Source organism: Pseudoalteromonas agarivorans (assembly GCF_024518735.1).
In the GTDB taxonomy this organism is placed as follows: Bacteria; Pseudomonadota; Gammaproteobacteria; order Enterobacterales; family Alteromonadaceae; genus Pseudoalteromonas; species Pseudoalteromonas atlantica.
On the sequence record NZ_JANIGJ010000013.1, the window covers coordinates 1 to 25,556 of the forward strand.

Sequence of the window (25,556 nt, forward strand, 5' to 3'; positions counted from 1 at the left end):
GTTCAATCTGAGCCATGATCAAACTCTTCAATTAAAAAGTTTTGTGTCTTTCGACAGCTCAATGAATTCTGAATTTATTTAATATCTTTCGATATTGAATTGACTGTGCTGCAATTCTTTTCTTAAGTAAAACCTAAGTAAATTATTGCTGTTGGTCACTCAGTTTCAATTGAGACTCTAAATTTATTTGCCTCACTACCTAAGTAGCTTGGCTGTTAGAACTCAATCTGTACGAGTGCCCACACAGATGATTGCTTTATATTGTTAAAGAACATTGCGATTAAAGCGTTAAACTTTATCTCGCTAGGGCTGCGCATCTTACGCTTTCCTATTTTTTTGTCAACATTTAATTTTGTTAAACTTGAAAGTTTTTAAAACTAAGTTTTACTCAACTCACTAAGTGGTTTGCTTGCCTCGCTAAGCGTTGCCTGCTCTGCCGTCTCAGTGGGGTCGCATTATAGGGAGATCCGAAAACAGATCAACCCTTTTTTAAAGAAAACTTGAAATAAATGTCTGTTCGCGTGAAATTGAAGCAAAGTGGTTACTTTAAACACTAAAAAGGCCCTTACGGGCCTTTTATATTAGTTTACGATGAGTTTCCAACCGAGTTTACTTTGCAATTTAGACTCTTGTTGTAGCTCACTAGCCATAAGAGGGTGTTCTTTTAACCAGTTATTGGCAAACTTTAAGTCTAAGGTGTCTTTTTCTACAGATAACTCTATTTTAGGAAGTACGTCGTCTTGTCGGCGCATCGATAATATTACGGCAATTCTTAATAACCTAACTAAGTATTGGGTAAGTGTACTATGTGCACCTAGAACGTCGAAGCTGCCTTTTTGAATATCGGAGCGATGTGCATTGGCAACAGCTGCAATCACTTTATGCTCAGATTGTGAAAAACCTGGCATATCGGTGTTTTCTATAATGTAGGCTGTGTGTTTGTGATATTGCTTGTACTCTATTAATAAACCAATTTCGTGTAGTTGTGCTGCGGCTTTTAAAAGCGGCAACGCATTTTCACTAACAAGCGGCCAGCTTTCACCTACCTGCTCTGCCAGTTGAATAACTAAGCTCGATACTCGATTAGCTTGCTTTTGATCAACATGGTAACGTTCCATAAACCCATCAACAGTGCGTTTACGAATGTCGTTGTTATGAAGCTCGGGCACCATACTGTAAAGCACACCTTCGCGTAGTGCACCGCCAGCTAATCCCATTTTTTCAATTTCAAGCGATTCAAATAGCGCAATTAAGATAGCAAGACCAGATACAAAAACTAATCTGCGCTCTTCGCTTAGACCAGGTAAGTCTAGTGCAGCGATAGTGCTAAACGTTATTGATTGCTCTTTTATTTTATTTAGCTTTTCTAGGGTGAGTAGTTCATCTAAGTGTTGCGCAACCATTATTTCTTGAATGGCTTGCACCGTGCCAGAAGCACCCGATGCAATTTGCCAACCTGCTTGTTTATACTCAGGGGCAATTTCATCAATAACTTCGTGGGCAGCTTTGATGGCAGCGTTAAAGTTTGCTTCACTTAATTGGCAATCTTTAAAATAGCGCTCTAAATAAGTAACGCACCCCATATTTAAGCTTTTATAGTGCAGTGCCTCAAAACCCTTACCTATAACGACCTCGGTACTTGCACCACCAATATCAATAACTAGCTGCTTGCCAGTGCATGATGAAGTGTGTGCTACGCCTTTATAAATAGTGCGTGCTTCGAGCTCACCACTTATTACATTAATAGTATGGCCTAAGATTTTTTCGGCTTGTGCTTTGAAAACATCGGCATTCGTCGCAAGACGTAAAGTGGCCGTTGCTACTATGGTGATATTTTGTTTTGGAATGTCTTGTAGGCGCTCAGCAAAAAGTGCAAGGCACTCCCAGCCTCGCTGCATTGCCTCAGTGCTTAATACGTTATCTTTATCAAGCCCTGCGGCTAATCTTACTTTGCGTTTAACGCGGCCTATAGTTTGTAGGCCGCCAGCAATTGATTTAGCAATTAGCATATGAAAGCTATTTGAGCCTAAATCAATGACTGCATACACATTTTTTTGCGGTTTAAATTGCCCCACCGTTCAAAAACCTCTAGTTACTACTACGTACAGTAACGGCCGAGTTACGACCGTCCTTTTTGGTAACTATTATTTGGGCGACGTCCGTTATTATTACTACGATTACGTGGGCCTGTAGAATAGTTGCGCTTTCTTTGAATAGTAGGCTTTGTTAAATCATCTAGCAATGCGGTTTTATCATAATGTGATAAAGGAATGCTGTGCTCTATATACTCTTCTATTTCGTGCAGGTTATAAGCGTACTGCTCACATGCAAAGCTAATTGCATGACCTGATGCGCCCGCACGACCTGTACGGCCTATACGGTGAACGTAATCTTCACAATCATCTGGCAGGTCAAAGTTAAATACATGACTTACCTCAGGGATATGTAGCCCACGTGCTGCCACATCGGTTGCCACTAAAAAGTCTAATTCGCCTTTGGTGAATTGCGCTAATATAGATTGGCGTTTTTTCTGGTTTACATCGCCAGTAAGCATACCTACCCGGTGGCCATCGGCTTTTAACCAAGCATACACTGTTTCACAGCTGTGCTTTGTATTGGCAAACACAATGGCTTTCTCTGGCCATTCTTCCTCAATTAAAGTTAATAGCAGCTTAATTTTATCTTCTTGAGAAGGATGAAATAGCTCTTCTTTAATTCGCTTACCTGTTTTAACGTCTGGCTCGATTTGAACGTGCTCAGGGTTGGTCATATGTTCAAAGGCAAGTTCTTGCACGCGATAAGAAAGCGTGGCAGAAAATAATAGATTTAATCTATCTGCTGTATCTGGCATACGGCGGAACATGTAACGAATGTCTTTTATAAAACCTAAATCGAACATACGATCGGCTTCATCAAGCACAACTACCTCAATTTCATTAAGGGTGTAACAGCCTTGCTTGTACAAATCGATTAGTCGACCTGTAGTACCAATTAAAATATCAACGCCTTTTTCTAATTGTGCACGTTGTTTTTCGTAATCTTCGCCACCATATACTAAACCTAAGTTAAGATTACAGTGCGGCGCTAAAATTTTAGCATCTTTGTGTATCTGAATCGCAAGCTCCCGAGTCGGGGCCATGATCAGGGCTCTTGGATGTTTACTAGGTGCTTTGCTAGATTGTAATAACCGATGGCACGTGGCAGTTAAAAACGCCAACGTTTTGCCCGTACCTGTTTGTGCTTGGCCCGCGATATCGCGTCCGTCACAAATAAAAGGTAGGCATTTTGCTTGAATGGGTGTGCAATATTCAAACCCACTTTCGGTTAAACCGGCAACCACTTCCGGTGCGATAGCAAAGTCTGAAAACTTTTTATCGGTCAAATGTGTCTTAGTCATAGCGTTTAAGCATAACGTTTAAACTTGCAATAAGAAACAAGAGTGTTTAAATACGCACTAAATATTTCGCCTAACTAAATCGGAGAGCGCAATGAGCGAGAAAATAATCCAAATTACTGACGATAGCTTTGAAGCTGACGTATTACAATCAGACAAGCCTGTACTAGTAGATTTTTGGGCTGAGTGGTGCGGACCTTGTAAAATGATCGCCCCTATCCTTAATGAAGTAGCTGATGAATACGAAAGCCGTGTAACAGTTGCTAAATTAAACATCGACCAAAACGCGGGTACACCGCCTAAATTTGGTATTCGTGGTATTCCTACTCTGCTTCTTTTTAAAGACGGCCAAGTAGCTGCAACGAAAGTTGGTGCGCTTTCTAAAACTCAACTTATTGAGTTCTTAGAAAACAATATCTAAGTAAAAATTAAAAAAAAGGGCGTTTTTGCCCTTTTTTTGTGTTTATTTTGTATAAAGACTGGACGCTATGCCAGTGAACTGCTAGTTTATAAAGCCAACTAATCCTTAGTTATATTCAACAAACCTCACTCAACTATCAAAGCGATTTTGAGTATGACAATTGTAATAAAGAACCCACCAATATGCATTTACGCGAATTAAAAGACAAGTCTATAAAAGAACTTGTAAACTTAGCTGAGTCCATGGGGCTCGAAAACGTAGCCCGCTTAAGAAAGCAAGATATCATTTTTGCTATTCTTAAAGCACACGCCAAAGGCGGAGAGAACATCTTCGGTGGCGGTGTACTAGAGATTTTACAAGATGGTTTTGGTTTTTTAAGATCATCAGAAGCATCTTACTTAGCTGGCCCAGATGATATTTATGTATCTCCAAGCCAAATTCGCCGTTTCAGCATGCGTACTGGCGATTCTATTTCAGGGCTTATTCGTCCACCTAAAGATGGTGAACGCTACTTTGCTTTATTAAAAGTAAATGAAGTTAACTTCGATAAACCTGAAAACTCTCGCACTAAAATTCTTTTTGAAAACCTTACCCCACTACATGCAAACGAACGTTTTCGTATGGAACGCGGTAACGGCAGTAAAGAAGACATTACCGCTCGTGTACTTGATTTAGCATCTCCAATTGGCCGTGGCCAACGTGGTTTGTTAGTAGCACCGCCTAAAGCGGGTAAAACAATGCTACTGCAAAACATTGCACAATCAATTACTCACAATCACCCTGATGTTACATTAATGGTTTTACTTATTGATGAGCGTCCGGAGGAAGTAACCGAGATGCAACGCCTCGTTAAAGGTGAAGTTATTGCATCAACGTTTGATGAGCCAGCTTCTCGCCACGTACAAGTTGCAGAAATGGTTATTGAAAAAGCAAAACGTTTAGTTGAGCACAAAAAAGATGTGGTTATCTTGCTTGATTCAATCACCCGTTTAGCGCGTGCTTACAACACTGTTATTCCTTCATCAGGTAAAGTACTTACCGGTGGTGTTGATGCTAACGCACTTCACAAGCCTAAGCGCTTCTTTGGTGCTGCACGTAATGTTGAAGAAGGCGGTAGCTTAACAATTATAGCTACAGCACTTATCGACACGGGCTCTAAAATGGATGAAGTTATCTACGAAGAGTTTAAAGGTACCGGTAACATGGAACTACACTTAAATCGTAAGATTGCTGAAAAGCGTGTATTCCCTGCCATCGACTTTAATCGCTCTGGTACGCGTCGTGAAGAACTACTTACTAAGCCAGATGAGCTACAAAAGCTGTGGATTTTACGTAAGATTGTTCATGAAATGTCAGAGATTGATGCAATGGAATTCTTAATTGATAAGCTTTCTATGAGCAAAACGAACGATGAATTCTTCGATTCGATGAAACGCCAATAAGCGCGTTTTCGTTACATAAAAAAAGCGCCTAGGGCGCTTTTTTTATGTGTAAACGACTAATACCAATCGGCTTAGATATTTAGCCTTTCTAGCATACTAAATAAAGCGTTAATGGCGTTATAAATTTCTTATGTAGAACAACTAGGTGTCAAAATTCATGCCTTATGACCACTCTATTTATCTGTCGCTATAAATGTCTAATAACCTAACACGATTGGTATAATTAACTCTCGTTATATTTTTTAAGTACACGCTGTAATTCATCTACAAGCTTTTGAATGTGTTCTTTACTTTGGCTTTGTTTATTGAGTAAAGCCATATCGAGATTTTTAGCGGCCTTGGCAATATCGTCTAACGCAAACATTTGCGCAGCACCTAAAATACGATGGCTGTCTTTTTGTAGTGCTTCTAGGTCATTACTATTATGGTGCTGACTTATGGTTTCGCTTTCAAACGTGAAGCTTTGCTTAAAACTTGTTACTAAGTCGCTCATGTCTATCTTAGCTGTATAGGCTGCCTCTTGTTTTGCTTCACCTAAATGCTGGGCAAGGGTGTTATAAAACGCGTTTTTATCTAGTGGCTTACCTAAATACCCTGTAAACCCTAGGGCAAGATAATCATCAACTTCATGGCTCATTGCATTGGCCGTTAAAGCAAAAATAGGCGCTTGAAAGCCGCACTGTTGCAACAACGAAAACGCAGCACGCCCGTCCATAATAGGCATTTGTATATCAAGCAGCACTAAATCTGGGTATATTTGTAGGCACTTCTCAACCGCTTGCTCGCCATTTTCTACCGCAATAACTTCAAGCCCCATAGAACGTAAATAACGACTTATGAGTCTGCGATTGTCGGGATGATCCTCAGCCAGTACTACACGCCCGGTTAACTGCTTAACCTGTTCAGCGGCGCTTACATGTTCGTACTCATCTGGCTCTTTTTCAACTTCTACACAGGGTAAAAACAGCGAAAACTGACTTCCGCGTTTAAACTCACTTTGTACGCTAATGTAGCCGCCCATCATAGAAGCTAGCTGTTGAGACAAACTAAGCCCTAACCCGGTGCCACCAAAACGGCGGCTAATACTGTTATCGGCTTGGCTAAAGCATTCAAATATTTGTTTTAGCTGTGATGAATTCATGCCAATACCGGTGTCTTTCACTATAAAAACAAGCCCTTGCTCGGTTTTGTTTAAAGACACAACTACCTGCCCCGCCTGCGTAAACTTAACAGCATTAGCACATAAATTAATGAGTATTTGCTTCACCCGCATTAAATCGAGCTTGGTATAAAACGCATTGCCTACATGGTTATCAAAACGAATTTGTAAATGCTTCGCCTTAGCCTGCGTAATAAACATGGCATGTACATCGCTAACTAGCTGCACTATGTCAAAGCACGAAATATTAAGCTCTAATCTGTTTGCTTCTATTTTACTTAAATCGAGTACGTCATTAATTAAACTTTTTAAGTGATCGCTATGTCGTTGAATTATTTTTAATTCATCTTGTAGGTTTTCAGGCTCGTACAAACCATTAATTAAATCATCTGTTTGACCTAAAATAGCGGTAAGAGGGGTTCTAATTTCATGGCTAATATTTGCCAAAAACTGGCTTTTAACATCATTTGCTTCTCGCAACTCTTGGGCAATAGCTTGTAGCTCTGCTGTACGCTGCGCGACTTGTTCTTTTAATAACTGCTTGGCACGCTTTTCGGCACCCCGACGATAAAGCGCGGTGCCCGTTACAATTACTAAAAATAATAAAACAAAAATAAAAACCGTAAGCTGCGAGCGTTGGCTCATTTTTAACTTTTGTACTTTTCGTTCTTGCTTAAGCTTTTGAATTTCTTGATTTAACTGAGTAGCTTTAAACTGATTTTGTAATACAGCTAAGGCGCTGGTAATTGTTTCGCTATTTATACCGCGCTGCTCTGCTACAAACTTTTCGTGCAGAGTTAATGCCTCAGCGTAGTTGCCTTTGCTTGCCTCTAGGAGCGAGCGTGTACCAAAAGCATCGCGCTTTATACGCACACTATTATATTGTGTGGCCAAATCGGTTGCTTTATCTAAGCTTTTTTGCGAATCAGCAAGCTCGCCTCTCACAAATTGTATTTTAGCCAGTGCATGTAAGGCGTTAAGCTCTAAACTGTGATTAGCAATTTTAAGGGCATTTTGTACCCCCAATTTAGCTTGCTCGTAGGCAACATCCACGTTATTAAGAATTAAATTGATGTTTGCTAAATTAGTATATTGGGTAGATAACTTATTATAATCATTGGTAGAAATATAATAGCGCAGTGCCATTTGATAATAATGCAGCGCTAAATCAAATTGCGAACTTTCGTAGTAAGCAACCCCTAAATTATTGTTAACTTGCGCTATACCGCTGGTATCAGCTAATTTTTGATAAACTTTAAGTACTTCTTTATAAAATAAAATGGCGTTTTCGTAACGCGATAACCTAATGTACACCCCTGCTATATTTAGCAAAATATCAGCTTGGTCTTGAGCACTGCCCTTTTTCTCATAAATCTCTTTTGCTTTTAAATAATATTCGAGCGTTAGCTCCATATTATTCATTTCGAAGTACGCTAAACCAATATTACTAAGCAGGTTTGCAAGCTCTACTTGCTTATTGTTTTTTTCAACAATCACCATGGCACGGCTATATTCAACAATAGCTTGCTGAAAATATCCCTGAAAATAAAACACAACGCCTTGCATTTTAATGGCTCTAAAGTGCATATCTGGTAGGTAGTTTAAGGAAGTGTGCTGTTCTAATTTTTTAAAATACAGCAGGGCATTTTCAAAATCATCTGAGGAGAAGGCTAAATCGGCAAGTTCAGAATACACACTGACCTTTTGGGATTCTGTAATATTTTTTGCTTCAAGCAGTGCATTACCGAGCGTGAGTTTTACGTCCCACTGCTGCTCTTTTTTAAATTCATCAAATAAAGATACACTATTTTGAGCAAAGCTTGGCAGTATGAACACACAACATAAAACAAATAAAAGGCACTTCAATTTGCCTTGCATAATATTATTCCTTCAAACTTTAGCTTTAGTCAGTGTAATCTTTATTGAAGATACACAACAAAACGAGTGCAAACAATGCTTAACCCCCTGATTGATGAGATTTTTGAGCTACTTTTAACTCAGCGTGTTTGGAAAGTTCATACCTTAGCTGCAACGCTCGCTCAACAAGGGGTGTTACCACCTTTAGATGCAAACCCTGAGCAAAATTTATTTAAAAAGAATTTTTTAATTATGAATGCTTTATTTGAGCTGCAAACACAGCTATTACCCAAGCACTTAATTATATCGTCATTACATATTGAACTTGTAGAGCCAAGTAGCAATGTAGCAACGCAATCCCATTTAAAAAGTTACTATTTAAACTGGGAAAACTACGACACCAGTGCCAAAGACATAGAGGCATTATTAGATAGTTTTTGGCAGCAATTTAACCCACTAATAAAGCAACCAGTTGAGCAAATTGAGCCATTACTTAAGGCTTGGCAATTACCGCCAAACTTTAGTCTGGCTATGCTACAAAAGCGCTGGCGGCAATTGGCATTAAAACATCATCCCGATAAGCAAACTGGGAGTGCATGTAAATTTAGACAAATAAGAGCCGAGTATGAGCAGCTAAAGCTAGCTGCTCAAAACAGGTAATTAACGGGTAAGGCGACGGGCACGAATTTTACGCCCTTTAATATTGCCCTCGGTTAATTTACGTAGCGCAGGTTTTGATGCATTGCGCTCAACGGCTACAAAGGCAACGTTATCGAGTACATTTATTTTACCTACTTGGCGTCCTGCAACACCATCTTTGCCAGTAAGTGCACCTAAAATATCACCAGCGCGCACTTTTTGCTTTTTGCCCGAGTCGATCATTAGGGTAACCATTTCAGGCTTGTAAGGCGGCTTTTCTAATAAACTAAAAGCAGGCATTGGCTCTGGCAAAAAGTCTCGTTCGTAATGGTCGCCTATTTGCGCCACTTTAAACTGCTCAGCTTCACCGTAAATAGAGCACGCAATGCCTTTTTTACCCGCTCGGCCTGTACGCCCTACACGGTGCACATGGGTTTGTGGGTCGTGTGCTAAGTGGTAATTTATTACCATATCCATGTCGTCAATATCTAAGCCTCGCGCGGCAACATCGGTAGCAACTAATATTGAGGCACTTTTATTAGCAAAATGAATTAACGTACGTTCGCGATCACGCTGCTCTAAATCACCGTGCAACGCCACTGCGCTAAAGCCTTCACTTGCTAAATCATCACAAACTTGTTGTGTTTCTACCTTGGTATTACAAAAAACAACACAGCTTTGTGGTGTAAATTTAAGTAGTAATAATTTAAGTGTTGAGTAACGCTGTTTGTTGTTATCCATTTTGTAAAAGTATTGCTTTATTGTGCTTTTTTCTTGCTCTTCTTCTACTTTTATCATCTCTGGATTTTTTAATACGCGCTTTGCAATAGCTTCAATTGCACGCGGAAAGGTTGCACTAAATAACAACGTTTGACGATTTTGCGGTATGCGCTCAATAATGGCATCAAGGGTATCTTGAAAACCCATATCAAGCATTTGATCTGCCTCATCAAGTACCAGCGTTTCAACATCGTCTAAACGCAGTGTGCCTTTACGAATATGATCGTCCACTCGCCCAGGTGTACCCACAATAATGTGCGCGCCATGCTCAAGCGAGCCTATTTGTGGGCCAATAGAAACCCCGCCACACAAGGTTAAAATTTTAATATTGTGAATACCGCGGGCAAGTTTACGCATTTCTACTGCCACTTGCTCAGCCAGTTCGCGCGTTGGACAAAGTACAAGCGATTGAATACGAAAACGTTTTACATTTAATTTAGCTAACACACCTAAACTAAAAGCAGCAGTTTTACCTGAACCGGTTTTTGCCTGTGCAATAATGTCTTTACCTTCAAGTACAGGTGGCAGGCTTTGCGCTTGTACAGGCGTCATTTGCGAGTAGCCAAGTGTTGATAAATTATCAACTAAACCAGCAGGTAAAGCCAAAGATGAAAATGCAGTAGAAGTCACAATAAATTCCAAAATAATAAAAACAACACAGGGCTTAGCCCCAAAATATGGCTCTATAATAGCAGAATTCAGGTTAGGCAACCATTAATACCCGATGTGCATTATTTTACGATGCGTTAATCCTTGTTAATAAAAAAGTTGCAAATGATACTAGTTTTCATTAAGATCCCCAAAAATTTTAACACCCTAACACTGGATGTAATTGATGAAACTAAACTCACTGTACGTAGCACTTGTTGGTGCCATTAGCACAAGCGCCTTTGCCGCCCCTACTGACTTAGAGCGAATTGAAGTTAAAGGGAGCTATTTCAACGACTACAAAGTCGACAACGCCAACGGAGCAATGAGAACATCAGCGTCATTGTTAGAAACAGCGCAATCAGTAACGGTTATTAGCGATACAATAATTAGCGAGCAATTAGCAACCACTCTTGGCGAAGTGCTTACTAACGATGCAAGTTTAACTGCCGGCTCTCAGCAACGTAACCGTGAAGTATTTAACTTACGTGGCTTTGAGCTTAGCTCTTCAACTGGCTACTTACGTGACGGACACCAACATTGGTCTCACTACCAGCAACCGATTGAAATTCTACAACAAGTAGAAGTTATTAAAGGCCCATCAAGTATTTTATACGGACAATCAGGTCCAGGTGGCTTGATAAACATGGTGACAAAAAAGCCTACAGCAACCACATTATTTAATGCCAGCGCAGATGTAGACCAACATGGCTCTACCCGCTTTATGCTAGACGCAGCTGGTGCACTTACCGACGCTGAAGATTTACGTGCACGCGGTATTTTAGTAAAACAAGATGTTGATTACTGGCGCGAATACCAAAACGGCGAAAACCGTGAACGCGACCGTTTTTTAGGCGCTGTAATTGTTGATTACGATTTAAGTGACAACGCATTAGTACGCGTGCATTACGACCGCACAGACGACAAAGCAGGCCTTGATACAGGTGCATGGATAGATGACAACGCTAATGTGATTGGCGATGACAAAACCATTCGCGATATGTCTTGGGCGTTTACCGACATAACGGTAGAAAACTTAGGCGTAGATTTTGAAGTGTACTTAAACGATCACTGGCAAGTTAAGCTTGGTTACAACGAGCAAACATTTGAGCGCCAGCGTTTTGAGTCATCTCCTAGTCGAAATTCTTACATCTCACAAACGAATACATACACTTCGAACCCATACGATCGTTTTGATGATTGGCAATTCACCACTGCATTTATTGATTTTATTGGTGAATTTGAAACGGCTGGCATACAACACCAATTTCTAATCGGTGCGAACTCGCTTGACTACTATTATGGTCAACTACGCACATCTGCTGATTCATTTAGTTTTACAGCAGGCCAAAATGAACCTGCCCGCCCAGATGTCAGCTATAAAACTGATCTCACTAAAAGCGAAACTGAATATGACTACTACGGTGTATACGCCCAAGATTTAATTACTTTTTCACCACAATGGCAAGTGTCTGTTGGCGGTCGCTTTGATAAGCAAACACGTGAAGGACAAAATAACGAGTCGTTTTTGCCTAAATTCGGCGTACTTTATCACCCGAATGCATCTGCAACTATTTATGCCAGTTATACAGAAGGTTTTGAGCCACAAAACGAAACCATTACTAACGAAGAAGATATCAACTTTGGTATGAAAATAGATGCTGTCACCTCTGAACAAAGAGAGCTTGGTATTAAATGGCAGCTATTTGATGAGCGTTTAATGCTTAGCGGTGCTATTTTCGATATAAGTAAAAATGGAACCTTAGTTACAGAACAACTTGAAACACCTATCGGCTCAATTACCACTGAAACAAACCAAGTTGGTGAACAGCGTCATAAAGGTTTTGAAATGGCAGCACAAGGTGCAGCAACTGACCGTTTATTTGTTATGGCATCTGCAATGTATTTAGATGCTAACTATGAAAGAGCGAACGAAAATCTACAAGGTAAACGACCTACCGATGCCCCTAAATGGTCTGCATCACTTTGGACACGCTATGAGTTAAACGACACCATTGCGTTTAATGCCGGTGCTTTTTATGAAGGTGAACGCTTTGCAGATAGTGATAATTCTATTACCAAAGATGCCTATACACGTATAGATGTTGGTGCAACTTATAAGTTTAACATGAGTAACACCGATATAAATCTTCGCCTTAACGTTGAAAATCTATTTGATACTGATTACTTAGGTGGCGGCGGTAATGGTAATGTAACTATTGGCGAAGGCACCAATGTACGCCTAGCAGCTCAATTTAGCTTTTAAGTTATAAAACTTATACTTATAAAGCCCGCACAATAATAATTGTGCGGGCTTTTTACTGCCTATTAAAAACACCACTGCATTCATCTCATCTATTTTTTAAAGCCTTTAAAAAGTGCTCTAATACACTTAATTATAAAAAGGCTTACTCTATATGAAAAAAATTATTACAGCGCTACTAATGATTAGCAGCCTCAGCGTTAGCGCAAACAATGCAGAATTCACCACAATGCAATTACAACAGGTTGATGAGGTGCGCACTGCTGCACTTAAAAGCCATTTAAGCTACGAGCTACTCGAGTCACTCACAACAGAAGTTGGCCCTCGCTTACCCGGCACTGAAAACGATAAAAAAGCAGTAGCATGGGCTAAAGCAAAATTTAACGAACTTGGTTTTGATAAAGTATGGCTTGAAGAAGCAACATTTCCAAAATGGCGCCGTTATAGCGAAAGCGGAAAAATACTCACCCCAAGTGAGCAACCTCTGCATTTAACTGCGCTGGGTAATAGTGTAAGCACACCTGATGATGGCATTAGTGCACCGATTGTGTTGTTTGAAACATTGGATGAGCTAATTGCAGCACCAGCAAATAGCTTGGAAGGTAAAATTGCCTATATTAATTACCGCATGAACCGCGACATAGACGGCAACGGTTACGGCCCTGCAGTAAAAGCACGTGCCACAGGCGCAATTGAAGCTGCAAAAAAAGGCGCGGTTGCTTACATGATGCGCTCAGTGAGCACAGCTCACCATCGCTTTGCTCACACTGGCGGTAGTTACTATAAAGAAGGGGTTAAAAAAATACCTAACGTAACTATTGCCAACCCGGATGCGGATCAAATAGCGCGCTTAGTGGCTTTAAACAAAAAGGTAACGGTTAATATAAATGTACAAACACAAAGCCTAGGAGAAGGCACAAGCTATAACGTTATAGGCCAATTTAATGGCACCGAAAATCCAGAACAATATGTGTTAATTGGCGGCCACCTAGACTCGTGGGATTTAGGCACTGGCGCATTAGATGATGGTGCAGGTGTTGCGCTAACAATGGCTGCGGCTAAACACATTAGCGATGTTAAACGCCCTAAGCGCAGTATTCGTGTTGTACTGTTTGCAGCAGAAGAGCTTGGACTTTGGGGTGCAAAAGCTTACTTTGCACAACACAAAAGCGATTTACATAATATAGTTGCAGCTGCTGAGTCGGACTTTGGCGCCGATGTAGTATATGGTTTTGAGTCAAATGTTAATGCGGCTTCTCTGCCAGTAGTGCGTGCCATAGCAAAAGAGCTGACTGCGTTAAACATTGAGTACATTGGTAAAAACCAGGCTAACGGCGGGCCGGATTTAATCCCATTAAAAAAAGCGGTGTCGGCACCTATATTTGAGTTGGCCCAAGATGGCACTGATTACTTTGATTACCATCACACAGCTGATGACACACTCGATAAAGTAACGCCTGCTAAACTGCGCCAAAATACCGCTGCGTATGCTGTATTTGCGTTAATGGCAGCAGATGCCAAAACAACAATTCGACCGAAAACGCAGACTAACTAATAACTGACATACTTACTTACAGTTTGTCGCTTTAATAAACGCACTCCTTGTTTTACCTTTATATAAATTAAATAAAACAAGGAGTGTGCGGGCATGTTGCTTTTCAATACGAGTCGGTCGTTCCCTCATTTTGCACAAACACAGTGCTGCCATAGCCGCGCCTACCATTTAATAAACCAAAGCCGTTTTTTACGCTTTACGGTTATTCCTGTTCTACCTTTAGCGCTAAACTATAAATACGAATGCTATCAATGCGGCCATAATGCGCCTGTAAAATTAAAGCAGTTACCGACGTTTGAAATTTTCACTCTACCTAAATACTTTATAGGGGTATTTTTAGCGTTATGGGTGGGTTTATTTTTTTACCAACAACACGCTGTAGCGCAAGCGCAAAAGCAAAGCTACTTAACTAACCCTAAAGCCTACGATACGTATTTAGTACATGCTGATAAATTTACTCATGAGCCATGGACACTCACCAACTTAAAAGTTGCGCAAGTTTTAAGTTTTGACGAGCAGTTTATTACGTTTCAAGTAAGTAACTACAGCTATAAGCGCAACAAAGGCATTACTACTGCAATGCGTACCAGCTTATTAGTACAAAGAGGTTACTTCTCAGATGACAAAATTACTTTGCCTCGTAGCGAAGTAAAAAGACTTTACAACGACGGGGTGATTTACGACATACTGCGCCCCTCAGCAAATAGTTTATATGGTGGGTTTGTTATGTTTCCGCCAAAACCAAAACCGCTATATAAAGGCTTAAAGCTCGACAAAAATAACCAACAGGGCATTACGTATTTTAAAAACGGACAGTATAGCGATGCGCTTGAGAGTTTTACTCTAGCCGCAAATGCCGGCTCGCAATGGGGGCAGCTCAACCTTGCGCAAATGTACCGAGATGGACAAGGCGTGACTCAAAATGTACAAACAGCAAAACATTGGTATGAGCAGGCAATAGCGCAAGGTAATAGCAAAGCTAAAATAGAATTAGAGGAAATGTGCGATAAAGCAAACTGCAAATAAAAAATGGCCAGTTTAACTGGCCATTTTCAATCTTCATTCATACTTATAATTAGAAAGTCATATGCTCATCTAAAAAGTTAAGTACCTGCTTGTAGTAGCGCGTTCTGTGCTCTGCTTTATAAAAGCCATGCCCTTCATCTTCAAGTAACTCGTATATATAAGGATGGTTTTCTTTTTTTAGCGCTGCAACTAAAGACTCAGCTTGCTCAATAGGTGCTCTTTCATCCTGCCCACCATGTACAATTAAAACTGGCGCTTTAAGCTTGTCTATGTTGTAGCTAGGTGAAAAACGCTTTAACAGTGCCTCATCAGTACCAAGCGCGCTTTTAAGATAGCGCTGTCCACGGTCTCGTTCAGAGATATCGCCTTTTTCAAACATTAGCGGTAAATCGTACACCCCAACTACACCAATAGCACACTGAAACATATCAGGTTCTAAAATTGCACTTTGTAGTGCCGAATAGCCACCAAAACTTGCGCCCATTATACAAATATTATCTTTATTTACAGTGCCTTGCTCTATTAAGTATTTTACACCGTCAATAATGTCGTATTGTATTTCAGCACCCCATTTTTTATGTCCGGCATGTTCAAAGTTGCGGCCAAAGCCACCAGAGCCTCTAAAGTTAACTTTTAGTACTGCAATGCCTCTACTGGCTAATAGCTGAGCTTCGCTCTCATAGCCCCACCAATCTCTTGGTCCATGAGGACCACCGTGAGGCATAACAACTAAAGGTAAGTTTTTCCCATCAGTATTATTAGGGATGGTTAAATATCCGTATATTGTTAAGCCATCACGCGCTTTATAATTTACAGGTTTGGTTATAGCCATTTCACTTGGCTTGATCCAGCTTTTAGTCGCAAACAAAAAGCGTAAGCTATTCTTTTTGGCATCGAACAAGTAGTAGCTGCCAGGGTTAGTATCGCTTGACGCAAAGATAATACTCTTCTCACCATCTTCTGTACTACTAACAAGCTGAACTTGCTGCCCTTGAAGGGATTGTATTAATGCCTTTAAGCGCTCACTTTTATGTGAATTATTTATAAAGGAATAGGCAGGATAGCCAAGTTCATTTTCAATTGCGAATAATTCTTTAGAAACTTCATCTACCCACACTTTTTTTGGAGAGACCTGTGGTTCTTTATGCAAAAGCTCAAACTTTTTACTCTCTAAATTTAGTTTATAAAGCCCCTTTGCTTCGCCATTTTCTGACGCTGTAACATAAACAGAAGCACCCGTACTATCAAACGCATGAAGGCTAATATCAGTGTATTTTAACTCTCCTAAATCAAGCTGTTGCCATTCACCACCTGACTTCTCACGGGTATAAATTTTTTGATTAATATAATCATCGTTTGAAACAGCAACACGCACATTACCATCATGATCTGTTAAAAAGCCTGCCATTCTTGATGGTGAGCGAGTGACTCTTTTTCGCTTTCCGCTGTAAATATCAACTTCATAAACTATTGTATGCGGCTCATTTGAAGCGCTCCATGGGTAGGTCAGGATCAGCATTTTACGCCTATCATGAATAAGCGGGTCTAGTACATAAGAAGTACCTAGTATGGGTGTCGCTTTTTTTATACGGGTTCCTGTTTGCATTTCACCTTGGTAACCCACTAAATATTTGCCTCGGCTACCATCAGCATTTACACCAAAAAGCTCACCATGAAATTCGGGATGATCTTTCCAGCCTTTAATGTACTCTTTAGCCAGTACAATTCTTTCATTGTTAACCCAATAATAATTGCCAACCTGGGCATCATTAGGAAACTTAATTGCATGACTTACTTTAAATGTATCAGTGCTTAGCACCATTAATACATTTTTTCCTTCAGGGCGAGTAATTACAGCTAAGTATTTTCCATCAGGTGAAATTTTCACACCTGCAAACTCTATATCTTTACTAAAGCTTTCTATCGGTACCAAGTCGTTACTTGCTGTAGTATGAGAGCTAAAAATACTGGCCAGCAATAAAGGCAGACAAGCCAAAAACTTATTCATTAAAGTTCCTTTTATTTATTTTTGATTGAGCTTTATGTTACATACTTTTAACAAAAACATACACCATACTTCTTCCCTTTATGTAAACAGGCGTAAATTAATAGGGTTATTAATCTAATGCTTAGGGTTAGTAAGCTTACTCCAAACTAAATGCAGAATAACAATGCATAGCCCCGCTACTACCCCTAGTAATCCGTCAAATATAAGGGGGGCTAATGTTTCGCCGGTGCCATTTAATAACGACTTGCCTATGGCTATTACTTCTAATTGCCAATGATGTAGTAGCTCAATACCGTGGGATAAAATGCCGCCACCGACTAAAAACATGGCCACCGTGCCGGCAAAGGCTAAAAATTGCATAAGCCTTGGTGCTGCAGCTAATAACCCCTTACCAAGCATCTCTTTAAATTTATTAGCCGACACCTTTGATTGATTAAGCAAATACGACCCCGCGTCATCAAGCTTCACAATACCGGCTACAAGGCCGTATACACCTATGGTCATTAATACGGCTATAACACACAGTACAAGCGCCTGATTTACAAGTGTGGCACCTGCAACCGTTCCTAAGGTGATCACTATAATTTCGGCTGAGAGAATAAAGTCGGTGCGTATGGCTCCTTTTACTTTTTGCTTTTCATACTCAGCTGGGTCTAATTGCTGCGACTCATCAGCCTCTTTTTCGGGGTGAGGTAAAAACCCAGCAAATACTTTCTCAGCGCCTTCAAAACATAAAAATAAGCCACCGATTATTAGCAGCGGGGTTATTAACCAAGGCAGCCATACACTTATGAGCAATGCACCAGGGACCAAAATGGCTTTATTTAAAAATGAGCCCTTTGCCACAGCCCAAACCACAGGTAACTCACGATCGGCTGTAACGCCTGTAACTTGCTGAGCATTAAGTGCTAAGTCGTCACCAAGTACACCGGCTGTTTTTTTAGTGGCGACTTTACTCATTGTGGCAATGTCATCAAGTAAAGTGGTTATATCATCAAGTAATGTTAAAAGGTTAATGCCTGCCATGTTGCTTCCTAGCTAAAAAATAATGCTATCAACATAGCGTAATCCGTAATTTTCACCAACGGTTAATTTTGCTTTGTTATGCTGATTAAACGCACTGATTTTTATTAATGGCAAACTTACTTAGGGGATATAAATGAAAGCATTGGTGGTTATTTTTACAAGCATGCTGGTTTTATCAGCCTGTAGTAATGAGTCTAAAAGTACCCACTACTTATGCAATGAGCGCGTAGTAGAATTAGCCCACCAAGGAGCGGGGGCAAAACTTACTTTAAATGAGCAAACATATACGCTTAATAAAGAGCCGAGCGCATCAGGGGTAAAGTATATTAATGAGCGAGTGCTATTTTGGTCTAAAGCCGATGAAGCGATGTTGATTGTTTCAGGTAATAAATACCACTGCCAACTTCAACAAGCCGACGCCTTATAATTTTGTCTTTCGCGATTTAAACTTTTTCTTTTTTCTCATCGTAATAAATAGCCTGTTTTTACGTTATCACTGACTTACAACTGCACATGCATTTGTTGTTTAGTTGGGTATAATACTTTCACTTTTTGCTTAGTAGCGGCCTACCATGAAATATAAAGATTTACGTGATTTTATCGATTTGCTTGAAAAAAAAGGCGAACTTAAACGTATTACTCAAGAAATCGACCCGTATCTTGAAATGACCGAAATAGCCGACCGTACATTACGTGCTAAAGGCCCCGCATTATTGTTCGAAAACCCAAAAGGTCACAGTATGCCTGTGCTTGCAAACTTATTTGGTACACCTAAGCGCGTTGCTATGGGCATGGGCCAAGAAGATGTAAGCGAGCTGCGTGAAGTTGGCAAGCTACTCGCTTTTTTAAAAGAGCCCGAGCCACCAAAAGGGATTAAAGAAGCACTAGGGCAAATTCCGGTATTTAAACAAGTACTCAATATGCCGGCTAAAGAAGTTAAAAAAGCACCGTGCCAACAGGTTGTTCTAGAAGGTGACGAGGTAGATTTAACTAAGTTACCAATACAGCATTGTTGGCCTGGAGATGCCGCTCCCCTTATTACTTGGGGTTTAACCGTTACCAAAGGGCCTTATAAAAAGCGCCAAAATTTGGGTATTTACCGCCAGCAGCTATTAGGTAAAAATAAAATAATTATGCGTTGGTTATCGCATCGCGGTGGCGCACTCGATTTTCAAGAATGGTGTAAAGAAAACCCCGGTGAGCCTTACCCAGTTTCGGTTGCATTAGGAGCTGATCCTGCCACTATTTTAGGTGCGGTGACACCTGTGCCAGACACGTTAAGCGAATATGCCTTTGCTGGCTTACTGCGCGGTAGTAAAACAGAAGTGGTTAAGTCAATTTCAAATGACTTACAGGTCCCTGCCAGTGCCGAAATAGTACTTGAAGGCTACATTATGCCTGGCGAAATGGCTCCCGAGGGGCCATATGGCGACCACACTGGTTATTACAATGAAGTTGATGATTTTCCTGTGATGACAGTGACCCATTTAACACACCGTAAAAACCCAATTTACCATAGTACATTTACCGGCCGTCCACCTGATGAGCCAGCTATTTTAGGTGTGGCATTAAACGAAGTGTTTGTGCCTATATTGCAAAAGCAGTTTCCAGAAATCGTCGACTTTTACTTGCCACCCGAAGGCTGCTCTTACCGTATGGCCGTGGTAACCATGAAAAAACAATACCCAGGCCATGCTAAGCGCGTCATGATGGGCGTATGGTCGTTTTTACGTCAGTTTATGTACACTAAGTTTGTTATTGTTTGCGATGATGATGTAAATGCCCGTGACTGGAACGATGTTATTTGGGCCATCACTACCCGTATGGACCCTGCGCGCGACACCACATTAATTGAAAACACGCCAATAGATTACCTCGATTTTGCATCGCCGGTATCTGGGCTTGGCTCAAAAATGGGCATGGATGCAACAAATAAGTGGCCAGGTGAAACCGACCGCGAATGGGGCGAGCCAATTGTCATGGATAAAGCGACAAAAGATCGTGTTGACGAAATTTGGCAAAGCCTCGATATACTTTAAGCACGCTTAGTGAATATAAACAGGCTATAAAATAACCCCGCAGATATGTTAATATTGCTCCACTTAACTGCATATCTGCGTAAACGCTGCTAAAAGGTAAAAAATGCAAACATTAAAAGCTGAAGTTGTTGCCATCAGCCCACTTACAGAATTTGTTCATAAAGTAATTTTAAAGCCTCAACAACCTGTTACGTTTGAAGCTGGCCAATACATGCAACTTGTACTTGGCGAAAAAGACAAGCGCGCATTTTCGATTGCAAGTCGTCCATCGCAATGTGATGAAATAGAGCTTCATATTGGCGCATCTAAAGCCGATTCATACGCAATGCAATCGCTTGAGCATTTGCGTAATGCGCATCAAAATAATACACCGGTAGATATAGAAGCTGCCCTTGGTGTATCGCAACTACGTCTACAATGCGAGCGCCCTATTATCTTATTGGCTGGCGGCACTGGTTTTTCTTATGCAAAATCAATGGCTGATCACTTAGCTGAAATTAACTGCGACCGCCCGGTATTATTTTACTGGGGTGTTAAAGAAGAGTCTGCATTGTATGCTCACAGCGAAATGCAAGCATGGGCAGAGAGTAACGAGCACTTTAAATTTATTCCTGTTGTAGAAAACCCATCTGCTAATTGGCAAGGCCACACCGGGTTTGTACACAACGCAGTCATGCAAGATATTGTGTCGTTAGAACCTTACGACATTTATATGGCTGGTCGCTTTGACATGATTGGCATTGTCCGTGATGACTTTATTGCTCACGGTGCTGTTCGCGAAAACATGTACGCTGACGCATTTGCGTTTATAAAATAAATTTTTATTTATAATACAAAGGCGCCCCATGGCGCCTTTGTTATTTCTATCAAATTTAAGCTATTAATTGGTATAACCTATTGCTTTAATCAGTATAAACAATTTCCTAAATTCCTATCTATAAACCATACTTTGTATAGAACATCAGCGGGAGAGACCCAAATGTTAAATACAAAAGTAAAAGATTTTATGCAACGTAAGTTGCCACACATTACCCCAAATACCGAAATGACCACCGCCATTAGCGAGCTGCAAAAGTTTAACTTATTAGGTGCACCAGTATTTGATGACAATAAATCGCTGGTTGGTTTTATATCTGAGCAAGAGCTGTTAAAACCATTAATGCGAAGCAGCTATTTTTGCGATGGCGTTGTAAAAGTTTCGCAGCTTATGCAAACCGAGGTTGTAACCGTTAATGCCGATACCAACATTATCGAGCTTGCAGAGCAAATGAAAACAGGAAAGCCAAAAAACTACCCCGTTGTTGAGGGTGACACCGTGATAGGGCTGATTGGCCGAAGCGATGTATTAAAAGCACTGTTTGATAATTACGTGAGCTGCCAAACAAAAGTAAGCTAACATAAAAAATGCCGCTAATAAGCGGCATTTTTTGTATTAAGCGTATTTAACGTGCTGCAGCAAGCGCAGTTAATGCGTTTTTATCGCTGTCGCTTAAAAATGCAATCTCTAAGGCATTAGCTTGTGCCTTATGCATATCGGCTTGAGTTAAACCGGCCTTTGGCGCAGCCACTAGGTATTCATGCTCAATTTCAATGCCCTCTACAGCCGGATCGTCGGTATTAATACACGCTAAAATACCGTGATCTAAAAACTGTTTAAGAGGGTGTTTAGCTAAATCGTTTACGGTACTGGTTTGAATATTACTGGTTAAGCACGACTCAATACCAATGCGGTTATCGCGCAGGTAGTCCATTAGTTTAGGGTCTTCAATTGCTTTTACCCCATGGCCAATACGGCTTGCACCTAATTCATTAATGGCTTGCCAAATACTCGCTGCGCCCAGCGCTTCACCGGCATGAATAGTAGCGGCCAGGTAAGCGTCTCTTACTTGCTTAAATTGTTCGACAAAAAGCTCTCCCGGAAAACCAATTTCATCTCCGGCTAAATCAATCGCCACTAAATCATTTTTAAAGGCAAGTAATGCGTCAAGCTCCTGCTGGCAGGTTTTAACACCGTAAGTACGCGACATAATACCAATTAAGTTTGCTTTAATATTGGCGCCTTGAGTAGCCGATTTAATACCATCAACCACGGCCTCAACCACCCCTTGCGGGTGTAAGCCTTGGCTTTGTGCCATATAATACGGGCTAAAGCGAAGCTCTACATAATCAAGTCCCTGCGCTTGAGCATCTTCTATGTTTTCAACTGCAATGCGTCTACAGGCGTCGTAATCGCCCAGTACCGTTACACCCCAGTCGAGCTTTTGCAAAAATGCCATTAAATCAGGCTCAGGATCAATAACTTGCACATGAGGGATAAGCGCCTCTACGTTATCAGCAGGTAGCGTAATATTAAACTGTCGACCAAGCTCTAGTATGGTTTGCGCACGTACATTGCCATCTAAATGGCGATGAATATCTAGCAGAGGTAATTTTTTATTTATCATAATAGCGACTCGGTTAGGTTAAAATTGCGCGCATGATACGCAGGTACAGTTATTTTTCAAGTGTAGAGCAGTTAAAGTAAATATTAGCGGTCATATGTCTGCTTTTTACTCAAAAAGTGAACAAAATTAGGTTTTTGTTCACTTATTTTGATGAGCTAAGTGATGCCAGAGTGTTTTAAATAAGGTATTTGCTTCAATGGGTTTAGTAATATAATTATCCATACCGCTGGCAACTGCTTTTTTAACATCGTCATCGTGGGCATTAGCAGATAAGCCAATAATAGGTAGGTCAAACAAACCAAGTTCATTACGAATAACTCGCGTGGCTTCAAGGCCATCCATTTTTGGCATTTGTATATCCATAAGCACAATGTCGTAGGTATGCTCTGTCAGCTTTTCAATCGCCTCAAAACCATCATTAGCAATATCAGCAACGCACCCTTTGGTTTTTAAAATAGCGCTCGCGACGTGCTGATTTAATGGGTTATCTTCAACAAGCAATAATTTATAATCTGCAAAAGAAAGCGTACTAACATCTATCTCATCATATTGTTGCTTTATTTGCTCAGCCTTTGGTAGCGGCGAATAAATTGGCAGGCTAAAAGTAAACGTAGAACCGTGCCCTTCGTGGCTTATTAAATCAATTTCTCCACCCATCAACTCTACAAGCTTTTTGCATATACTTAAACCTAAGCCCGTGCCGCCATATTGACGCGAGGTAGAGCTATCTGCTTGTGCAAACGGTTTAAAGAGCTGTTTTTGCGCCTCTTTACTAATACCAATACCGGTATCGTTAACGCTAAAGTAAGTCATTTTTTTAGATTGCCACACTTTAAGTGTGATGCTGCCTTTGGCTGTAAACTTAATGGCATTATTGATTAGGTTTAGCAAAACTTGTTTTAAGCGTATTGGGTCGGTGTTAATAACCAAGTTACTTGATTTATCGTAATCAAGCATAAATTCTAGCGACTTTGCTTCTATATCAAACTGCAGTAAATTAGCCACTTCTTCACTGAGTGTGCCTACATCAATTGGCTCTTGAATTAAATCAAGTTTGCCTGCTTCCATTTTAGAAAAATCGAGCACATCATTTAATACTCTTAGCAATACGCCCAGTGCCCCATCTGCTTGTTCAATATAGCTGCGAGCTTGCTGCCAATCGTTTTGCTGTAGGGCTAAATAATGCAGCCCTTTAATACCATTAATAGGCGTGCGAACTTCGTGGCTCATATTTGCTAAAAACTGGCTTTTTATTTCATTGGCTTCATCGGCCTTTTGCTTTTCTAAGCGTAAAATTTTTGTTTGTTTTGCTACCTGCTCACGTATACGAATATTGGTACCCGTTACCGATATTAAAAAGGTAATAAGCAGCCAAACAAATAACATGCCGGCTATTTGTGCAAGCCAGTAAACTAACCATGACTCTCGTTGCATTGGCTGATGCAGCTCCACCTGCCACACCCGCTTACCTACCAATAACTTATAGTCTTTTAACGGCAATAGTTGTTGGTGATCGGCAATAAAAATAGGTTGTGCATTATTCTCTGTTGTGGTGTCTGTAAAGCTCACTGCTACGCCGTTGTTTTGATCAAATAACACCGCGTTTGATAGTCTTTCTAAACTTACAACGGCTACCACAAAACCTTTAAAATCGTCTTCGGTAATATTGTTGCCAAACACCGGATGAAAAAACAACACGCCGCGCTCAGCTTCGTTTTGTACTAAATTTATTGGCTCACTGATCACCAACTCATTTAACACTTTTGCTTTTATTAATGCAGATCGCCTTACCTCATTTGAGGCAAGATCAAAGCCAATTACGTCTTCATTTCCCGACAAAGGATGTGCGTATTGTACAGGGTAGTAAAAACCTCGTGGGGGTATGGCCTGCCAACTGCCATCTTTTGCTCTTTCTTTTAAGCTATATTTAGCCAGCTCGGTGTTGTTATTAGCCTCTATATACTGAGCTAGGTTTTCACTTGGTAAGTAGGGCACCCACTCAAATGCTAAAATTTCTTCGCTGTAACTAAGCTGCTTAGAAGTAAACTGCTTAAATTCAGTAAAGCTCACATCGTCACTACTAGAAAAAAAGGTCGCCAGTAAGGCGAGGTGTGCTGTTATTTCGTTAATTTTATTGTTGATAGCATCTTGAGTGGCTAATATTTTCAGCTCTTCTTTTTGAATGTTTTTTTCTTTTTTTACACTGGCCGCGCCATAAAAGCTAATACTTATAACCATATAAATTAACAGTGAGGGCAGTATAACTTGTAGGCGATAATTTACCTGTGAATAGTTAAATGCCGCTAGCATAAGCGGAGTAAAAACAAGCACTCCAATACTGTCGCCTATCCACCACGCTATAAACGTATCCCAACCGGCTTGAGACACAATAACGCCATTAAAAATTAATAAGCTGGTGCCTACACCTGCAGCTATAACACAGCACAATGGGCCGGCAACAACGAGGCTTTGAATACAGTGCTTTAAAGAAGATAAGTCGAGTGGTGCTTTAATCACTTTAGTGACCAATTGGCTACCTACCCATGCTTGTAAAGTAGCAGCAAAGGTAACAGCCGCAGCATGCATAAACACACTTAATTGAAATATCGCTGAGGCGCTTTCTAAATGAATAAGGTTAGTAAAAAAAGCCCCTAAAACAATACCTAGTAAGCTCTTTCTGCCCCAAATTAAAAAGCCAGCAAGCGCAATTCCCGAAGGCGGCCACACAGCCACTGCGTAGCCATCTATCGCTAATAGTAAATTACTAAAATATCCGGTAAAAAAGTAAGCGCACGCTAAACTTACAGTGACAATGAAAAAGTGTTTCAACCCAATGCTCCCGAATATCAAAGCTG

General features: G+C 40.6%; 18 protein-coding genes. 10 read left to right on the forward strand and 8 right to left on the reverse strand.

Going from position 1 to position 25,556, the window contains the following annotated elements; translation table 11 throughout:
* Window positions 1–581: 581 nt before the first annotated feature.
* Both gppA and rhlB read right to left on the reverse strand, forming a co-directional pair.
* Window positions 582–2,075: a guanosine-5'-triphosphate,3'-diphosphate diphosphatase gene (gppA, locus tag NQT65_RS17995; RefSeq protein ID WP_138685463.1), complete on the reverse strand. Its 1,494-nt coding sequence runs from the start codon at window positions 2,073–2,075 to the stop codon at window positions 582–584.
* A gap of 44 nt (window positions 2,076–2,119) precedes the next feature.
* Complete coding sequence (rhlB, locus tag NQT65_RS18000) at window positions 2,120–3,397, reverse strand: ATP-dependent RNA helicase RhlB (RefSeq protein ID WP_024032051.1); 1,278 nt, start codon at window positions 3,395–3,397, stop codon at window positions 2,120–2,122.
* A gap of 91 nt (window positions 3,398–3,488) precedes the next feature.
* On the opposite strand from rhlB, the gene trxA reads away from it, so the two are divergent.
* Both trxA and rho read left to right on the forward strand, forming a co-directional pair.
* The gene (trxA, locus tag NQT65_RS18005; RefSeq protein ID WP_004588957.1) at window positions 3,489–3,815 is read left to right on the forward strand and encodes a thioredoxin TrxA; all 327 of its coding nucleotides are present in this window, start codon (window positions 3,489–3,491) and stop codon (window positions 3,813–3,815) included.
* Window positions 3,816–3,997: 182 nt separating this feature from the next.
* Window positions 3,998–5,257 carry a transcription termination factor Rho gene (gene rho, locus NQT65_RS18010; RefSeq protein ID WP_004588958.1) on the forward strand — a complete coding sequence of 420 codons (1,260 nt, stop codon included), beginning with the start codon at window positions 3,998–4,000 and terminating at the stop codon, window positions 5,255–5,257.
* A 223-nt stretch (window positions 5,258–5,480) separates the two neighbouring features.
* Here rho and NQT65_RS18015 read toward each other — a convergent pair whose 3' ends face one another.
* Complete coding sequence (locus NQT65_RS18015; protein ID WP_256851697.1) at window positions 5,481–8,294, reverse strand: tetratricopeptide repeat-containing hybrid sensor histidine kinase/response regulator; 2,814 nt, start codon at window positions 8,292–8,294, stop codon at window positions 5,481–5,483.
* Between the two features lie 75 nt (window positions 8,295–8,369).
* On the opposite strand from NQT65_RS18015, the gene NQT65_RS18020 reads away from it, so the two are divergent.
* Window positions 8,370–8,933, forward strand: a complete 564-nt coding sequence (locus NQT65_RS18020; RefSeq protein ID WP_055019978.1) for a DNA-J related domain-containing protein — start codon at window positions 8,370–8,372, stop codon at window positions 8,931–8,933.
* Here the strand turns inward: NQT65_RS18020 and dbpA are convergent, their stop codons facing one another.
* Entirely contained in the window at window positions 8,934–10,322 is a 1,389-nt protein-coding gene (gene dbpA / locus NQT65_RS18025; RefSeq protein WP_096740357.1) for an ATP-dependent RNA helicase DbpA, read from the reverse strand.
* Window positions 10,323–10,527: 205 nt separating this feature from the next.
* Between dbpA and NQT65_RS18030 the strand changes: the two genes are divergently transcribed.
* The 3 genes from NQT65_RS18030 (at window position 10,528) to NQT65_RS18040 (ending at window position 15,184) form a co-directional block, all read left to right on the forward strand.
* Window positions 10,528–12,606 (forward strand): TonB-dependent siderophore receptor, encoded by a 2,079-nt coding sequence (locus tag NQT65_RS18030; protein ID WP_029773737.1) that lies wholly within the window; start codon window positions 10,528–10,530, stop codon window positions 12,604–12,606.
* Window positions 12,607–12,757: 151 nt separating this feature from the next.
* Window positions 12,758–14,158, forward strand: a complete 1,401-nt coding sequence (locus tag NQT65_RS18035; protein ID WP_256851698.1) for a M20/M25/M40 family metallo-hydrolase — start codon at window positions 12,758–12,760, stop codon at window positions 14,156–14,158.
* A 93-nt stretch (window positions 14,159–14,251) separates the two neighbouring features.
* On the forward strand, window positions 14,252–15,184 hold the full coding sequence (locus NQT65_RS18040) for a tetratricopeptide repeat protein (protein WP_256851699.1): 933 nt from the start codon (window positions 14,252–14,254) through the stop codon (window positions 15,182–15,184).
* Between the two features lie 49 nt (window positions 15,185–15,233).
* On the opposite strand, the gene NQT65_RS18045 is transcribed toward NQT65_RS18040, so the two are convergent.
* Window positions 15,234–17,192 (reverse strand): S9 family peptidase, encoded by a 1,959-nt coding sequence (locus tag NQT65_RS18045; protein ID WP_256846559.1) that lies wholly within the window; start codon window positions 17,190–17,192, stop codon window positions 15,234–15,236.
* 114 nt (window positions 17,193–17,306) lie between these two features.
* Window positions 17,307–18,218 (reverse strand): DUF808 domain-containing protein, encoded by a 912-nt coding sequence (locus NQT65_RS18050; RefSeq protein ID WP_256851700.1) that lies wholly within the window; start codon window positions 18,216–18,218, stop codon window positions 17,307–17,309.
* Between the two features lie 133 nt (window positions 18,219–18,351).
* On the opposite strand from NQT65_RS18050, the gene NQT65_RS18055 reads away from it, so the two are divergent.
* The 4 genes from NQT65_RS18055 to NQT65_RS18070 all read left to right on the forward strand — a co-directional run bounded on the left by NQT65_RS18055 (window position 18,352) and on the right by NQT65_RS18070 (window position 21,653).
* Complete coding sequence (locus tag NQT65_RS18055) at window positions 18,352–18,645, forward strand: MliC family protein (protein ID WP_256851701.1); 294 nt, start codon at window positions 18,352–18,354, stop codon at window positions 18,643–18,645.
* A gap of 145 nt (window positions 18,646–18,790) precedes the next feature.
* Window positions 18,791–20,257 carry a 4-hydroxy-3-polyprenylbenzoate decarboxylase gene (gene ubiD, locus NQT65_RS18060; protein WP_024032061.1) on the forward strand — a complete coding sequence of 489 codons (1,467 nt, stop codon included), beginning with the start codon at window positions 18,791–18,793 and terminating at the stop codon, window positions 20,255–20,257.
* Between the two features lie 103 nt (window positions 20,258–20,360).
* Window positions 20,361–21,074 carry an NAD(P)H-flavin reductase gene (gene fre, locus NQT65_RS18065; protein ID WP_256851702.1) on the forward strand — a complete coding sequence of 238 codons (714 nt, stop codon included), beginning with the start codon at window positions 20,361–20,363 and terminating at the stop codon, window positions 21,072–21,074.
* A gap of 162 nt (window positions 21,075–21,236) precedes the next feature.
* Complete coding sequence (locus NQT65_RS18070) at window positions 21,237–21,653, forward strand: CBS domain-containing protein (protein ID WP_004588969.1); 417 nt, start codon at window positions 21,237–21,239, stop codon at window positions 21,651–21,653.
* Window positions 21,654–21,699: 46 nt separating this feature from the next.
* On the opposite strand, the gene add is transcribed toward NQT65_RS18070, so the two are convergent.
* Entirely contained in the window at window positions 21,700–22,701 is a 1,002-nt protein-coding gene (add, locus tag NQT65_RS18075) for an adenosine deaminase (RefSeq protein WP_055019972.1), read from the reverse strand.
* A gap of 138 nt (window positions 22,702–22,839) precedes the next feature.
* Entirely contained in the window at window positions 22,840–25,530 is a 2,691-nt protein-coding gene (locus NQT65_RS18080; RefSeq protein WP_256851703.1) for a CHASE domain-containing protein, read from the reverse strand.
* Window positions 25,531–25,556 lie beyond the last annotated feature (26 nt).

Excerpts from the sequence above, each read along its gene's own strand:
- ubiD (WP_024032061.1), top strand. The coding sequence starts at position 18,791 with ATGAAATATAAAGATTTACGTGATTTTATCGATTTGCTTGAAAAAAAA.
- NQT65_RS18070 (WP_004588969.1), top strand. The coding sequence starts at position 21,237 with ATGTTAAATACAAAAGTAAAAGATTTTATGCAACGTAAGTTGCCACAC.
- rhlB (WP_024032051.1), bottom strand. The coding sequence starts at position 3,397 with ATGACTAAGACACATTTGACCGATAAAAAGTTTTCAGACTTTGCTATC.
- fre (WP_256851702.1), top strand. The coding sequence starts at position 20,361 with ATGCAAACATTAAAAGCTGAAGTTGTTGCCATCAGCCCACTTACAGAA.
- NQT65_RS18050 (WP_256851700.1), bottom strand. The coding sequence starts at position 18,218 with ATGGCAGGCATTAACCTTTTAACATTACTTGATGATATAACCACTTTA.
- add (WP_055019972.1), bottom strand. The coding sequence starts at position 22,701 with ATGATAAATAAAAAATTACCTCTGCTAGATATTCATCGCCATTTAGAT.
- NQT65_RS18040 (WP_256851699.1), top strand. The coding sequence starts at position 14,252 with ATGTTGCTTTTCAATACGAGTCGGTCGTTCCCTCATTTTGCACAAACA.
- NQT65_RS18035 (WP_256851698.1), top strand. The coding sequence starts at position 12,758 with ATGAAAAAAATTATTACAGCGCTACTAATGATTAGCAGCCTCAGCGTT.
- NQT65_RS18030 (WP_029773737.1), top strand. The coding sequence starts at position 10,528 with ATGAAACTAAACTCACTGTACGTAGCACTTGTTGGTGCCATTAGCACA.
- NQT65_RS18045 (WP_256846559.1), bottom strand. The coding sequence starts at position 17,192 with ATGAATAAGTTTTTGGCTTGTCTGCCTTTATTGCTGGCCAGTATTTTT.
- NQT65_RS18015 (WP_256851697.1), bottom strand. The coding sequence starts at position 8,294 with ATGCAAGGCAAATTGAAGTGCCTTTTATTTGTTTTATGTTGTGTGTTC.
- trxA (WP_004588957.1), top strand. The coding sequence starts at position 3,489 with ATGAGCGAGAAAATAATCCAAATTACTGACGATAGCTTTGAAGCTGAC.
- NQT65_RS18020 (WP_055019978.1), top strand. The coding sequence starts at position 8,370 with ATGCTTAACCCCCTGATTGATGAGATTTTTGAGCTACTTTTAACTCAG.
- NQT65_RS18055 (WP_256851701.1), top strand. The coding sequence starts at position 18,352 with ATGAAAGCATTGGTGGTTATTTTTACAAGCATGCTGGTTTTATCAGCC.
- rho (WP_004588958.1), top strand. The coding sequence starts at position 3,998 with ATGCATTTACGCGAATTAAAAGACAAGTCTATAAAAGAACTTGTAAAC.